The sequence below is a fragment of the Metabacillus schmidteae genome (genome assembly GCF_903166545.1).
Taxonomy (GTDB): Bacteria; Bacillota; Bacilli; order Bacillales; family Bacillaceae; genus Metabacillus; species Metabacillus schmidteae.
Window position 1 is genome coordinate 3,680,927 of record NZ_CAESCH010000001.1, and the last position, 12,252, is coordinate 3,693,178.

General features: G+C 36.1%; 12 protein-coding genes. All 12 read right to left on the reverse strand.

Annotated elements, in window-relative coordinates:
- Positions 1-26: 26 nt before the first annotated feature.
- The 12 genes from HWV59_RS17920 to HWV59_RS17975 all read right to left on the reverse strand — a co-directional run bounded on the left by HWV59_RS17920 (position 27) and on the right by HWV59_RS17975 (position 12,138).
- Positions 27-1,130, reverse strand: a complete 1,104-nt coding sequence (locus HWV59_RS17920) for a prephenate dehydrogenase (RefSeq protein ID WP_175639700.1) — start codon at positions 1,128-1,130, stop codon at positions 27-29.
- Positions 1,131-1,252: 122 nt separating this feature from the next.
- Positions 1,253-2,335 carry a histidinol-phosphate transaminase gene (gene hisC, locus HWV59_RS17925; RefSeq protein WP_102229203.1) on the reverse strand — a complete coding sequence of 361 codons (1,083 nt, stop codon included), beginning with the start codon at positions 2,333-2,335 and terminating at the stop codon, positions 1,253-1,255.
- Positions 2,336-2,425: 90 nt separating this feature from the next.
- Positions 2,426-3,238: a tryptophan synthase subunit alpha gene (gene trpA / locus HWV59_RS17930; protein ID WP_175639701.1), complete on the reverse strand. Its 813-nt coding sequence runs from the start codon at positions 3,236-3,238 to the stop codon at positions 2,426-2,428.
- Positions 3,235-4,431: a tryptophan synthase subunit beta gene (gene trpB / locus HWV59_RS17935; protein WP_175639702.1), complete on the reverse strand. Its 1,197-nt coding sequence runs from the start codon at positions 4,429-4,431 to the stop codon at positions 3,235-3,237. The genes trpA and trpB overlap by 4 nt, the downstream gene beginning before the upstream one ends.
- Complete coding sequence (locus HWV59_RS17940) at positions 4,412-5,065, reverse strand: phosphoribosylanthranilate isomerase (RefSeq protein WP_175639703.1); 654 nt, start codon at positions 5,063-5,065, stop codon at positions 4,412-4,414. The genes trpB and HWV59_RS17940 overlap by 20 nt, the downstream gene beginning before the upstream one ends.
- Positions 5,058-5,822: an indole-3-glycerol phosphate synthase TrpC gene (gene trpC / locus HWV59_RS17945; protein WP_175639704.1), complete on the reverse strand. Its 765-nt coding sequence runs from the start codon at positions 5,820-5,822 to the stop codon at positions 5,058-5,060. Before trpC ends, HWV59_RS17940 begins: the two co-directional genes overlap by 8 nt.
- Positions 5,815-6,831 carry an anthranilate phosphoribosyltransferase gene (trpD, locus tag HWV59_RS17950; RefSeq protein ID WP_175639705.1) on the reverse strand — a complete coding sequence of 339 codons (1,017 nt, stop codon included), beginning with the start codon at positions 6,829-6,831 and terminating at the stop codon, positions 5,815-5,817. Before trpD ends, trpC begins: the two co-directional genes overlap by 8 nt.
- The gene (gene trpE / locus HWV59_RS17955; RefSeq protein WP_102229209.1) at positions 6,803-8,344 is read right to left on the reverse strand and encodes an anthranilate synthase component I; all 1,542 of its coding nucleotides are present in this window, start codon (positions 8,342-8,344) and stop codon (positions 6,803-6,805) included. Before trpE ends, trpD begins: the two co-directional genes overlap by 29 nt.
- Positions 8,345-8,653: 309 nt before the next feature.
- On the reverse strand, positions 8,654-9,022 hold the full coding sequence (aroH, locus tag HWV59_RS17960) for a chorismate mutase (RefSeq protein ID WP_102229210.1): 369 nt from the start codon (positions 9,020-9,022) through the stop codon (positions 8,654-8,656).
- Positions 9,019-10,113, reverse strand: a complete 1,095-nt coding sequence (gene aroB / locus HWV59_RS17965) for a 3-dehydroquinate synthase (protein ID WP_102229211.1) — start codon at positions 10,111-10,113, stop codon at positions 9,019-9,021. The genes aroH and aroB overlap by 4 nt, the downstream gene beginning before the upstream one ends.
- Complete coding sequence (aroC, locus tag HWV59_RS17970) at positions 10,113-11,285, reverse strand: chorismate synthase (protein WP_102229212.1); 1,173 nt, start codon at positions 11,283-11,285, stop codon at positions 10,113-10,115. Before aroC ends, aroB begins: the two co-directional genes overlap by 1 nt.
- Before the next feature lie 76 nt (positions 11,286-11,361).
- On the reverse strand, positions 11,362-12,138 hold the full coding sequence (locus HWV59_RS17975; RefSeq protein ID WP_102229213.1) for a CheR family methyltransferase: 777 nt from the start codon (positions 12,136-12,138) through the stop codon (positions 11,362-11,364).
- Positions 12,139-12,252: the final 114 nt, after the last annotated feature.

The window sequence follows — 12,252 nt, forward strand, 5'->3', positions numbered from 1 at the left end:
TCCTATTGAATCATTTCATTTAAAAATTACATTATAAACGTTTCATATGAAGAGTATTTATTAATACATTTAATAGCAAGCTCTCGATCCTTTTCAGTTTGAAAACTTAACCTCAAAACGCCATAAATTTCTTCACGTGTTTCAATAATACGTATATTCGTTAAACTAATTTCTTCCTTTGCCAGGTATCCGGTAATTTCCGATATAATACCAGGGTAATCAGGTACATCAACATATAAATCATAAAAGGAAGGAATAGCCCCTTTTTGCTTTTCAGGAAGACCGTCACGATATTGTTTAGCCTGTTGAAAATAAGTAAAAAGATTCTCATCTTCTTCCTTTTCAACAAAATCTTTAATTCTCTTCATTTCAATGATCCACTCGTCGAATAAGTTTAATAATGGACCTTTATTATGAAGCAAAATATCTCGCCACATTGAAGGATTACTAGATGCAATTCTTGTAATATCACGAAAACCACCTGCAGCTAATCTCTTAACAAGCGGAAAATTTTCCTCATGATTTTTAGCCTGATACACTAAACTAGCTGCAACAATATGCGGAAAATGACTAATGACACCCGTTACCTCATCATGTTCTTCAGGCGTCATTTCAATAAAATTGGCTTTTGTCCCGTCTAGAACATTTATTAAGCTCTGTACATCATTGGAGGTTACAAATTTAGAAGGAGTTAATATGTAAAATGCATTTTCAAATAAATGTGGTTTTGCTGCTAAAATTCCTGATTTGTGTGACCCAGCCATAGGATGACCGCCGATAAACTTAATTTTCCCATTCAAATGTTTATTCGCACATTCTACAATCTTTACTTTTGTACTACCAACATCAGTTACAATAACATCTTTTTTTAAACGTTGAGATTTAAGTTCTTCAATAATATTCAATGTTTGCTGAACAGGAGTAGAAAGAAAGATCATATCAATTGTTGATAAGTCAGGAAATAGTTCTGTAGATACCTCATCGATCGCACCTATTCTTCTAGCCAAGGCAGCCTGCTCTTTATTAATATCAAAACCAATGATGTGAATAGACGGATCTTTTTGTTTAATGGATAATGCAATCGAGCCTCCTATTAACCCAAGACCTATTAAATATACTTTTTTAACCATTATTATAATCACCTTTTTTGGCCTATCATCTAAGAGGCTAGTCATAAATTATTTCGAATTCAGTAAAAAGAAGGTGCTTCTTTTAAGCTTACACTCAACTAGACCAGCACCCTCTTCATCCTTTATTGAACAAAATCTTTTAATACCTCAATGATTTCTTCGTTTTGCTGTGTATCTCCAACTGTGATACGTAAGTGTGTTGGAAATCCAAGAGCCTTACCAGATCGAACTATATAACCTTTTTCCAATAAAGCTTGAAAAACCTCATCAGAATCTCTGTTAAAATTGATTAGAATAAAATTTCCTTCTGATTGATAGTATTCAAGCCCCAGCTCTTCACAGAAATCGTAAAATTGCTTTAAGCCTTTTTTATTTTTACCACGACATTCAGCTACAAATTCTGCATCGTCTAAAGCTGCTATTGCTGCGACTTGGGCAACTCTGCTTGTATTAAAAGGTTCTCTTGCGGGTTCTATCTTACGAATGAATTCCGCATCTCCAATTCCATAGCCGACACGTAATGCAGCAAGTCCATACGCTTTCGAAAATGTGCGAAGGATCATCATATTTGGGTAGTCATTAATCCACTCTATTGTTTGTGGATAATCTTCTGCGACTACGTATTCAAAATAAGCCTCATCCACAACTATTAATACATGTTTAGGTACCTTGTTTATGAAGTCTTGCAATCTCTCACGGGAAATATAAGTACCCGTTGGATTATTAGGAGTACAAACCCAAACAACAGTTGTTTTTTCATCAATTTGATTGAGCATCGCATCTAAATCATGATGACCATCTACTAATGGAACCTCTTTAATTTGAGCACCTTCTATGACGGCATTATGCTTGTACTGAGGAAATGTTGGTGTAGCCATAACTGTATTTGTTTCTTGGTTTAATAAAGCTCGGCAAATAATTTGAAGAACTTCATCTGAGCCATTTCCAAAAATTAATTGTTCCTCTTTTACCCCTAAGTGGTCAGCCAATTTCGTACGAAGCAGCGCACTATATCCGTCAGGATAGATCGCTAATTGTCCCAGTTCATCTACAATTGCTTGTTTAGCTTTTGGTGAACATCCATAAGGATTTTCATTTGAAGCGAGCTTTACAACCTTTGATAAATTAAATTCTTTTTTTACTTCTTCAATAGGTTTACCCGGCTGATACGGCTTTAGATTTAATAACTGTTCTTTTACATGCAAAGCAAACACCTCTTTTTAATAAGTAAACAACATTCGTGTACCATTAATACTTGATCATACACGCTATTGTTACATCATAAAGTTTGAATTTTATTTAAGCAATTGAATCTCGTTGTCCAACACAAAAGTTTTGGCAAACTCTTTAAATTCTTCAATTGCTTGTTGACGGTCCGCTTCATTTAATAGAGTTTTTTGCAGGCGCTCAATTTCACCAACCAGAGCACTTCCGACAACAACTCCATCACAAACACTTGAGAGCTGGTTTACTTGTTCCCTTGAAGATACACCAAAACCAACTACCACCGGGACAGTACTATAGCTTTTTACTTCTTCTAAGAAGGATGTAATTGTTTCATCAAAACTTTTTCTAACACCTGTTACCCCCAATGAGGATACACAATATATAAAACCTTCTGCAGCTTCCGCTATCATCTTAATTCTGCTAGATGAGGTAGGAGCGACTAAAGAAATAAACGAAATTGACTGTTCCTTACATTTTTGTCTTAATTCCTCACTCTCCTCAAAAGGAATGTCAGGAATTAACAGACCGTCTATTGTATTTTCCCGCAGTAAAGCGAAAAAGGATTCCTGGTTTAATTGTAACACAGGATTATAATACGTAAATAGTATTATTGGAATGTTCAGACCTTTTTTTCTCATTTTCGGGACTAGCTTCATAGCTTCTACAATGTTCATACCATTTTTTAAAGCTCGACTAGATGCTTTTTGAATAACCGGCCCGTCTGCAACTGGATCAGAGTATGGAATACCTAATTCTATCGCTGATGCTCCGGCCTCTTGAAGAGCAATCGCCAAATCAACAGTGACGTCAGAATGTGGATCTCCTGCTGTAATAAAAGGAATGAATAACTGGGTATTTACCGACTGCTTAAAAAGGGTCATGCTTTTTCTACCTCCTTATAATGAGCCATTAATGTATGAACATCCTTGTCTCCTCTTCCTGATAAGCAAATCAAAATACTTTCGTCTTGCTTCATATCTTTGGCATGATTAAAGGCTGCAGAAAGGGCATGAGCAGATTCTATTGCTGCTAAAATTCCTTCCTCTCTTGCAAGAAGCTCCAATGCATCTAATGCTTCTTGGTCTGTAACACTCTCATATTTCACACGACCTGTACTAGCCAAATGTGCATGTTCAGGTCCTATACCCGGATAATCTAATCCTGCTGAAATAGAATATGGTTCAATAATTTGACCGTATTCATCCTGCAAAAGATATGTTAACGATCCGTGAAGAACCCCTCTTGTTCCCTTTGTGATTGTTGCTGCATGTAAATCAGTATCAACACCTTTTCCTGCTGCTTCAGCACCCACTAATTCAACTTCCTCAGGTATAAAAGCGGCGAACATTCCAATTGCATTACTTCCTCCTCCAACACATGCTACAACTTTTGTTGGTAATGATCCTTCAATATTATAAAATTGATCCTTTGCTTCATCTCCGATTACACGCTGAAATTCTCGAACGATATATGGGTAAGGATGCGGGCCTACTACAGAACCAATGATATAAAAATGATCTGAACAATGTTGTACCCAATAGCGCATTGCTTCATTCGTTGCATCTTTTAATGTTTTATTACCGCTCGTTACAGGGATTACCTCAGCACCGAGAAGCTGCATTCTAAAAACATTCAACTCTTGGCGTCTAACATCTTCTTCTCCCATAAACACTTTACATTCCATACCAAATTTCGCTGCAACTGTTGCTGTAGCAACTCCATGCTGTCCTGCTCCTGTTTCTGCAATAACTTTCGTTTTTCCCATTCGTTTAGCTAATAATACCTGTCCAATTGCATTATTAATTTTATGTGCTCCAGTATGGTTTAAATCTTCACGCTTCAGATAAATTTTTGCTCCACCTAATTTTTGGGTTACGTTCCCGGCATAAGTAACTGAGGTAGGTCTACCTGAATACTCTTTTAGCAAATGATGATATTCTTCTAGAAAGTCCGGATCATTCATTGCTTCTTTATGTGCTTGTTCAATTTCTGCTAGCGGAGTCATAAGCGTTTCCGGAACAAAACGTCCTCCAAAATCTCCGTAACGACCATTTTCATCTGGATATATCAACATTCTGTAACACCCTTTCTTCGATCTTTTGGATCTTTTCGTTACTCTTCTTTTGATCTATTTCAATGCCGCTGGATAAATCAATTCCTTGAGGTTGAAGTAATAATAGCTCACTAATATTTTCTTCATTCACACCACCAGCAATCAAACAAAGTTTGTTATACCGCTTAGCGACTTCAATGTATGTCGGAACAGCATTCCAATCAAACTTTACACCTGTTCCTCCCCATTGACCTTTTATCCTTGAGTCAATAACATAACCATCTATCACTGATTGATAAAGTTCCATCTCTTCAATTGTTTCGTCATGATGATGAAGTGCCTTCCAAATTTGCCCCTCAAAAGAATGACCAACCCGTGAGATTTGATCGATCGTTTCATTTCCGTGAAATTGAATTACATCGACTGGTACTTGCTCCAAAACGGAGTTTATATCTTCATCAGTCGGATTTACAAAAACGGCGACAACCTTCTTAGTTGTGTTTACTTCCTTTAACCATTTTGCCACATAAAATGGATCAACCTTTCGTTTACTTTCAGCAAAGATAAATCCAATATAATCAGCAATTGATTGAGAAACAACTTTCAAATCATTTAGACTTTGAACACCGCAATACTTGATAACAGGTTTATTCATAAACATGCTCTCCGAACAATTCCTTTATTGCAATTGATTGATCTTCTTTTCTCATTAATGATTCTCCAACCAAGACAGCACTTGCTCCAAATTGGTGGACTAATTTCAAATCCTCATTTGTGTATATACCACTTTCACTAACAAGAATTGTGTCTTGTGGAATAGAAGAGATCATTCCACTTAATTGTTGAATATTCGTTTCAAATGTTTTCAAATTCCGATTGTTTACTCCAAGTATTTTCGGTGTAATCACCTTTAGAACCTGTTCTAGATGGTGCTGATCATGTACTTCAACTAAAACATCCAGACCAATTTCCTCTGCATGAAAATACAATTCTTTTAATAGAGATGGCTCAAGCGCTTCTCCTATCAACAATATGGCATCAGCACCAATGTGTTTCGCTTCTATTATTTGTTTGGAGTCTATAATGAAGTCCTTACGCAAAACTGGTAAATTAACAGCTTTTTTCACTTCTGTAAGGTATTCTTTTTTCCCTTGAAAATAAGGAGTATCGGTAAGAACGGATAAACAATCCGCTCCTCCTTTTTCATATGCCTTTGCTATATTAACCGGATGGAAATCAGCTTTAATTAACCCCTTTGAAGGTGATGCTTTTTTTACTTCTGCAATTAACGCTACCCTACGATTTGAGTTTTTTAAGGCTTGTAAAAAAGATCGATGTGGTAGTCCTTCATGTTCCGGTATGATTAACTGTTTAACTTCTTCTTTTTTAGTTTCAAGTATTTGTTCAAGCATAATGCTCCTCCTGCTGATAGCGTAATGATCTTAATTGCTTGTATGCAATACCATTTTTTATGGCTTCCTTTGCTAAAATCACACCCATGTCTAATGTTGGAACATGGTTAGCAACATATAAAGCTGCACCGGCATTAAGTGCAACTATATTTTCAGCACCTGCTGTTCCATTTCCTTTCAGAATCTCTTCAATTAACAAAGCACTTTCATCTGAATTAGATACTTGGATTTCATCTAATGTACCACTAGTTAGCCCCACATCTTCCGGGTGAAGAACATACCTTTTAATCTCTCCATTCTTTAATTCAACAACATCTGTTGCAGTTGTGATTGAAATTTCGTCCAAACCATCACGACCAGTAACAAGCAAAACATGCTCTGCACCTAAACGCTTTAATGCTTCAGCCATTTTTTCAGCATATTCGGTCGAAAAGACACCAATAACTTGTCGTTTCGCATTGGCAGGATTTGATAAAGGGCCTAGTAAATTAAATACTGTACGAAACCCGAGTTCTTTCCTTGGAGCTACTGCATGCTTCATTGAGGAATGAAACATAGGAGCAAAGAGAAAACTCATATGACGTTCATCTAAGCTTTGCACTGCTTCCTCTTTAGAAGTTTGAATATTCACTCCCAGTTTCTCAAGCACATCTGCACTTCCGCTTTTTGAGGAAACTGCCCTGTTACCGTGCTTAGCTACTTTTACCTTTAACGACGATACAACAATCGCTGCAGCAGTTGATATGTTAAAGGTAGAAGCCCCGTCTCCACCAGTACCACATGTATCAATGACATTACTTTTATAAGTTAAGGGTGACATATGCTTTTTCATCGACTTTGTAAATCCTACCAGTTCATCAACAGTTTCTCCTCTAAGTCGCATGATCGATACTAAACTAGCAATCTGACTAGGGGTCGCCTCACCTGTCATGATTAAGTCCATTACATCTTCGGCTTGTTTTTCCGTTAACGTTTTTCCCTCAATACATCTTGCTAGAAGCTCTTTCATCGCAATTCTCCTCCTTAGAAAAAACTTTTTCTGCTAATTGTATAGCCTTTAACATCGCACTTGCTTTATTACATGTTTCCTTCCATTCAAGCTCCGGAATACTGTCTACAACAATGCCGGCACCTGCTTGAACATAGGCAACATTATTTTTAACTGTTATGGTTCTAATCGTTATACATGAATCAACATTTCCATCAAATCCTACATATGCTACACACCCAGCATAACTGCCTCTTGCAGTCGGTTCGAGCTCCTGAATGATTTGCATAGCACGTATTTTAGGTGCACCGGAAACTGTCCCGGCCGGAAATGATGAAAGAAGTGCATCCATAGGGTGGATTTCATCTTTTAAACTTGCCGTTACCTTTGAAATTAAGTGCATAACATGTGAAAACCTGCCTACTTCCATTAATGTTGGCGTGTTAACAGATCCATATTCTGCAACCCTGCCTAAATCATTTCTAGCTAAATCAACAAGCATATAATGCTCTGCCTTTTCCTTTTCATCATGTTTTAGCTCTTCTTCAAAGTACAAGTCTTCTTCAATGGTTTTTCCGCGTCTTCTCGTACCTGCAATCGGATGAATCTCTAAATGTTTATTTTGAATGTAGATTAATCTTTCTGGTGAGCTTCCAACAAGTTCTGTATCATTGATTCGAATATAGAAAAGATACGGAGATGGATTGACAATTCTCAAAATTCTGTAAAGAGAAAAGCCGTCTGTTGAAATTGGAATTTCAAATCTTTGTGATAGTACTCCTTGAAAAATATCACCAGCTCTGATATACTCTTTTACTTTTTCTACGTCTTCTAAGAACTTCGATTTCTCGTAATTTGATTTAATTTCATCAAAATTCAGATCAAATTCGTCTGATACCGCAAGTGGCATATTTTCTACTTGAGGTTTTTGTTTCAGCATACTTACGTATTTATTCAGTTTTGCTTCAGCAAGTTCGTAAGTAGCTTTTAAATGTTCCTCATCTTCTTTACCATTCACTCGCTCATAGTGAATAAAATAAAGCTGTTTTTCCTGATGATCAAATGCAATAACCGTTTCACATACAAAGAACATACAATTTTGTTGATTCAAATCATTTACTCTATGTTTTTCAACCTTTTCAATAATAGAAACAGTATCGTACCCGATATATCCAACCGCACCACCAACAAAAGGGATATTCAATTCCGGTAATTTAATAGACAAATGCTTCTGTAAATCTTTAAACACTTGAGTAATGGAAGTGGACTTCGCGATCGTTTTACGCTGTTCATTTAATAATGAAAATTCTCCATGAGTTTCTTCAATAAATAAAAACGGGTTTAACCCAATAAAAGAATATCTGGACCATTCTGATTCAGCGTCCTTACTTTCTAGCAAATAAACGGCTTCATCCTTAAATAATTGAAATAATTGAATTGGTGTGAAGGTGTCCACAATATATTTTTTTACAATAGGGATTGTGCGAAAATGCTTGCTATCTTCACAAAAAGTGGAAAAAGAAGAAAAATTCAATGTAACTCACTCCTCCAAATAATTTTTGGAGAACGAGCATTTAGGAGGTTATGAACTTTTGAAGATTGTGTTAGCACAATATTTAATATTTTCAAAAAAAGATAATATAAATAAAACCCAAAAACACGAACGGTTTTTGGGTAGACTTGTGCCTTTAAGAAAAAACCTCAACTAAACTCACTCATTCTCGGCTACCCTAATCTAAACTCTTCTACTCATCTAGTAATCAATCTTCTCCAACATGTTATTATAAAACTTACCGACCTGTCAAGATTGATTATTTCACAGTTTTAAATATTCAAATAATTATTACGACGAAACGGACAAATCCGGTCGAAGGACTGTTGCACCTTCTAAATATATATGATTAACCTTATCCTGCTCAATCTCTGTGTTTACAGTCATCATAACTCTAATACACATTTTTAAACTTCCTTTAACAGGGATCTCTTGCATACACATAACAGGGACATATGTCCACCCTTCAATATTTCTCAAGGCTTTTGCAGGAAAAGCAGATATAAGATCATCTGTTACCGTTATTAAAACTTGTGCTACATGTTCAGGTTGTATACTGTTTTTATTAATCATTTCCTTTAACAACTTATCAGTTGCTTGTAATACTTGCTGCTCATTATCATTGGTAACGGTCGTAGCTCCTCTTATCCCCCTAATCAAGCGTCTTCCTCCAATTCGATTGATCTCCATTCATTAACCAATGAGTGAAGTTCCTCCTTAGTAAAAGTCAAAGATGTCGTTTCTCCGATACTTTGAAGCAATATCATTTTAATTTGATTTGCTTTAGTTTTCTTATCCTTGATCATTCTATTAATCAATTTCTCAGTCTCTTGTGAATCTGGAATAGTCGTTGGAAAGCCTATTTGCTTAAACCATGCTTTAAGTTCTTCATATGGTAATGAAACCTGTAAAGATTTCATACTTAACCAAGTAGCAAATAACATTCCTGTAGCAACACAGTCCCCATGAGATAGTTTCCCATAGCCCGCTTCAGCCTCAATTGCATGACCTAAAGTATGCCCATAATTTAAAATTTCTCTTAAGCCTAACTCTTTTTCATCTTTTGAAACTACGTCTGCTTTGATTTTAATACCTTCCAGAATCATCTTTTCTAATCGCTCAGAATTCATATCCTGTAAATCATGTAGTTCATTTCTTAAAAATTCAAACAATGATTCACTACGAATCAAAGCGTGTTTAATAACCTCTGCAAAGCCGGATCTCAATTCTCCCTCTGGTAAACTGCTTAAATATTGACTATCATAAACAACTGCATTTGGCTGATAAAATGCACCAATCATATTTTTACCTTCTGGATGGTTGATAGCAACCTTACCTCCAACAGCACTATCATGCGCTAAAAGAGTTGTTGGAATCTGTATGTAAGGGATCCCCCTCATAAATGTTGCTGCAACAAACCCTGTTAAATCTCCAACCACGCCACCGCCAAATGCCAGAATGACAGACTTACGATCCAACTGCTTTTTTAAGGCAAAAGTTTGCACCTCATAAAACACATCAAAGGATTTCGCCTCTTCACCACTTTGGATAACATATTTATATGTTGTGTAATGTGGACTTACCATGTTAACTAAACTCTCTCCATAGAGCTTATCAACATTAGAATCAGTTACTATTAAAATCTTTGATGGAGATAGATCGTTTAGAATCGTCGTAAGTTCAGTTGTTGCATTTGCACCAACAAGCACAGGATACTCTAAATCTGTTGTTTTAACTTTAATTGATTGCATTAGAAATCCCTCGTGTGTTTTCTCATTGCTTCAATATTTTCTTTAATTAAATCCATACGATCAGTACCAAATTGTTCCACGATCGCATTAGCAATTTCCCAGGCTACAACAGCTTCAGCAACTACACTTGCTGCAGGAACTGCACAACTATCGGAACGTTCAATACTTGCAGTAAACGGTTCCTTGGTTTCAATGTCCACACTTTGCAGGGGTTTATAAAGAGTTGGAATTGGCTTCATTACTCCTCTTACAACAACTGGCATTCCAGTAGTCATGCCTCCCTCAAATCCTCCTAGACGATTCGTTTTTCTTGTGTATCCATCTTCTTCAGACCAGATGATCTCATCGTGAACTTGACTGCCGAATTTACGTGCTGCTTCAAACCCGATTCCAAATTCAACACCTTTAAACGCATTGATACTAACAATAGCACCTGCTATTTTACTATCAAGTTTACGGTCATAATGTACGTAACTACCGATACCAGCCGGTAAACCTTCCACAACAACCTCAACTACACCGCCAATTGAGTCGCCATTTGCCTTTGCATTGTCAATTGCTTCCATCATTTTTGATTCTGTCTCGCGATCATAGCATCTTACAGGAGACTCCTCAGTCACTGCCAATAAATCATCAGTATTTTGATAATTTATATTTTCAGCGCGTACTCCACCAATTTCCAATACATGACCAACAACTTTAATATTTAGTTCAGATAGGATTTGTTTTGCTAACGACCCAACTGCTACTCTTACGGTCGTTTCACGTGCCGAGGAGCGCTCGAGAACATTACGCATATCTCGATGACCATATTTCATTGCACCGACAAGGTCCGCATGACCAGGACGAGGACGAGTAATTTGGCGTTTTACTTCTTTTTCCTCTTCTTCTGAAATTGGCTCTGCCCCCATGATCTTTGTCCAATGTTTCCAATCATTATTTTCGACAACTAAAGATATTGGTGAACCCAGCGCCTTTCCATGTCTTACTCCACCTAAAATTTGTACTTGGTCTTTTTCAATTTGCATTCTTCTGCCTCGACCATATCCCTTTTGTCTTCTCGCTAAATCAACATTTATAGCTTCTGCTGTTAAATTTAATCCTGACGGCACACCTTCTACAATAGCAGTTAATTGAGGCCCGTGAGATTCTCCAGCTGTTAAATATCTCATTGTTCTCTCTCCCTTCAACGCACTAACGCTTTTAAGTATAAATATAACATAACTTTTTAAAATTAAATAGCAAGTTTTAGTTCTTTTGATAAAAAAATGTATCTGCAGATTTTAAATTAAAACGGTCTGCATTAAAAATTTGTTCTGTACTACCCACGAAGAAAACGCCTTCTTTTTTTAATGCTTGGCTAAATTTTGAGTATAATTTCTCTTTTGCCTCTTCTGTAAAATAAATTAATACATTTCGACAAACAATTAAATCAAAATTAGATTCGAAAGAATCAGATAATAAATTATGTTTTTTAAACTGGACTGTTTTCTTGATTTCTTCACTAACTACATAATTAGTACCATCTTTCTTAAAGTATTTCTTTTTGATATCTTCGGGCACTTCATTTAAGGAACGCTCAGGGTAAATTCCCAATTTTGCTCTGGCTAAAACATTCTCATCAATGTCAGTTGCCAAAACCTTTACTTTGGAAATGGGCATGAACTTTGATAGAATCATGGCAAGAGTATACGGTTCCTCACCTGTTGAACAAGCAGCACTCCAGACTTTTATATTACCGTTTTTTTCTATAAGAGAAGGTAAAATTTTTTCTTCAAGAACTTGCCATCTTTTATAGTTCCGGTAAAACTCTGATACATTAATCGTCATCCGATCTAAAAACTCATAATATAATTCACTTTTTTTAGATATCCCTTCAAAAAAACCAGTAAAACTGGTAAATCCTCTTTTTTCATAAAGTGATACCAGCCTTCTTTTCATTTGTGCTTCTTTATAAAGAGATAGATCGATTCCTGATTTTCTTTTAATATTTTTTATGAACAATTCATAATCCTGGTCAACCATTGTCAACTCTCCTAAAACGTGTCAAAATAACATTTCAATAATACTATATAGTATATCTTAAATTTGTTTGAATTTGCTCAATTTTTTAGAAAAATGCCGAAACATGTAATTAAA

What these genes read in the sequence shown, in the direction of transcription:
- trpB (WP_175639702.1), bottom strand. Translation starts at nt 4,431, where the DNA reads ATGTTGATATATCCAGATGAAAATGGTCGTTACGGAGATTTTGGAGGA.
- trpC (WP_175639704.1), bottom strand. Translation starts at nt 5,822, where the DNA reads ATGCTTGAACAAATACTTGAAACTAAAAAAGAAGAAGTTAAACAGTTA.
- HWV59_RS17940 (WP_175639703.1), bottom strand. Translation starts at nt 5,065, where the DNA reads ATGAATAAACCTGTTATCAAGTATTGCGGTGTTCAAAGTCTAAATGAT.
- aroB (WP_102229211.1), bottom strand. Translation starts at nt 10,113, where the DNA reads ATGCAATCAATTAAAGTTAAAACAACAGATTTAGAGTATCCTGTGCTT.
- HWV59_RS17975 (WP_102229213.1), bottom strand. Translation starts at nt 12,138, where the DNA reads ATGGTTGACCAGGATTATGAATTGTTCATAAAAAATATTAAAAGAAAA.
- trpD (WP_175639705.1), bottom strand. Translation starts at nt 6,831, where the DNA reads ATGAAAGAGCTTCTAGCAAGATGTATTGAGGGAAAAACGTTAACGGAA.
- trpA (WP_175639701.1), bottom strand. Translation starts at nt 3,238, where the DNA reads ATGACCCTTTTTAAGCAGTCGGTAAATACCCAGTTATTCATTCCTTTT.
- aroC (WP_102229212.1), bottom strand. Translation starts at nt 11,285, where the DNA reads ATGAGATATTTAACAGCTGGAGAATCTCACGGGCCTCAATTAACTGCT.
- HWV59_RS17920 (WP_175639700.1), bottom strand. Translation starts at nt 1,130, where the DNA reads ATGGTTAAAAAAGTATATTTAATAGGTCTTGGGTTAATAGGAGGCTCG.